Origin of the sequence: Borreliella yangtzensis, from assembly GCF_014201775.1 — a bacterium.
Taxonomy (GTDB): Bacteria; Spirochaetota; Spirochaetia; order Borreliales; family Borreliaceae; genus Borreliella; species Borreliella yangtzensis.
In genome coordinates, this window is record NZ_JACHFG010000035.1 from 1,389 (window position 1) to 2,939 (window position 1,551).

2 rRNA genes (1 of these 2 cut by a window edge) are annotated in these 1,551 nt (G+C 44.2%); both read left to right on the forward strand.

The features are described from left to right. Positions 1-1,384 (forward strand): 23S ribosomal RNA (locus tag HNP68_RS06300) (its annotated part extends 1,388 nt beyond the left edge of the window); the annotation flags it as partial. A 23-nt stretch (positions 1,385-1,407) separates the two neighbouring features. Then, positions 1,408-1,518 (forward strand): 5S ribosomal RNA (gene rrf / locus HNP68_RS06305). Positions 1,519-1,551: the final 33 nt, after the last annotated feature.

The following is a 1,551-nucleotide window of genomic DNA, read 5'->3' on the forward strand; positions in this document are numbered from 1 at the left end:
CGTTAAGGTGATGATCTTAATAGGAAAATCCGTTAAGAGAACTAAGATGTGATGATGAGTGTTATTTAGGTAACATGAAATGTAGATAGTCAAGGTGCCAAGAAATAGCTTCTAAGGTTAGGCTATAAGGGACCGTACCGCAAACCGACACAGGTAGGTGGGATGAAAATTCTAAGGCGCGCGAGAGAATCCACGTTAAGGAACTCTGCAAAATACGTACGTAACTTCGGGATAAGTACGACCTAAGTAATTAGGTAGCATAAAAATGGTCCAAACGACTGTTTACCAAAAACACAGGTCTCTGCAAATCTGTAAAGAGAAGTATAGGGACTGACACCTGCCCGGTGCTGGAAGGTTAAGAGGAGATGTTAGATTACTCAAAGCATTGAATTTAAGCCCCAGTAAACGGCGGCCGTAACTATAACGGTCCTAAGGTAGCGAAATTCCTTGTCGGGTAAGTTCCGACCCGCACGAATGGTGTAACGATTTGGACGCTGTCTCAACGTGGAGCTCGGTGAAATTGAAGTATCGGTGAAGATGCCGATTACTTGTGGTTAGACGGAAAGACCCCGTGAACCTTTACTATAGCTTGGTATTGAGATTTGATTAAATATGTGTAGGATAGGTGGGAGACTTTGAAGCTATCTCGTTAGGGATAGTGGAGTCAATCTTGAAATACCACCCTTGTTTAATTAGGTTTCTAACTCATAGAAATATGAGGAGAGTGCCAGGTGGGTAGTTTGACTGGGGCGGTCGCCTCCTAAAGAGTAACGGAGGTGCGCAAAGGTTACCTTAGAGTGGTTGGAAATCACTCTGTAAGTGTAAAGGCATAAGGTAGCTTAACTGTAAGACTGACAAGTCGAACAGATACGAAAGTAGGTCTTAGTGATCTGGCGGTGGCAAGTGGAAGCGCCGTCACTTAACGAATAAAAGGTACTCCGGGGATAACAGGCTTATCCTTCCCAAGAGTTCACATCGACGGAAGGGTTTGGCACCTCGATGTCGGCTCATCGCATCCTAGGGCTGGAGCAGGTCCTAAGGGTATGGCTGTTCGCCATTTAAAGCGGTACGCGAGCTGGGTTCAGAACGTCGTGAGACAGTTTGGTCCCTATCTGCCACAAGCGTTGGATATTTGAGAGGAGCTATCTTTAGTACGAGAGGACCGAGATGGACGAACCTCTAGTGTACCAGTTATCCTGCCAAGGGTAAGTGCTGGGTAGCTACGTTCGGATAGGATAACCGCTGAAAGCATCTAAGTGGGAAGCCTTCCTCAAGATGAGATATCCTTTAAGGGTCCTGGAAGAATACCAGGTTGATAGGTTAGAAGTGTAAGTATAGTAATATATTCAGCTGACTAATACTAATTACCCGTATCTTTGGCCATATTTTTGTCTTTCATATAAAAACCCTGGTGGTTAAAGAAAAGAGGAAACACCTGTTATCATTCCGAACACAGAAGTTAAGCTCTTATTCGCTGATGGTACTGCGAGTTCGCGGGAGAGTAAGTTATTGCCAGGGTTTTTATTTTGTACTTCAAACCTTAAATTTATT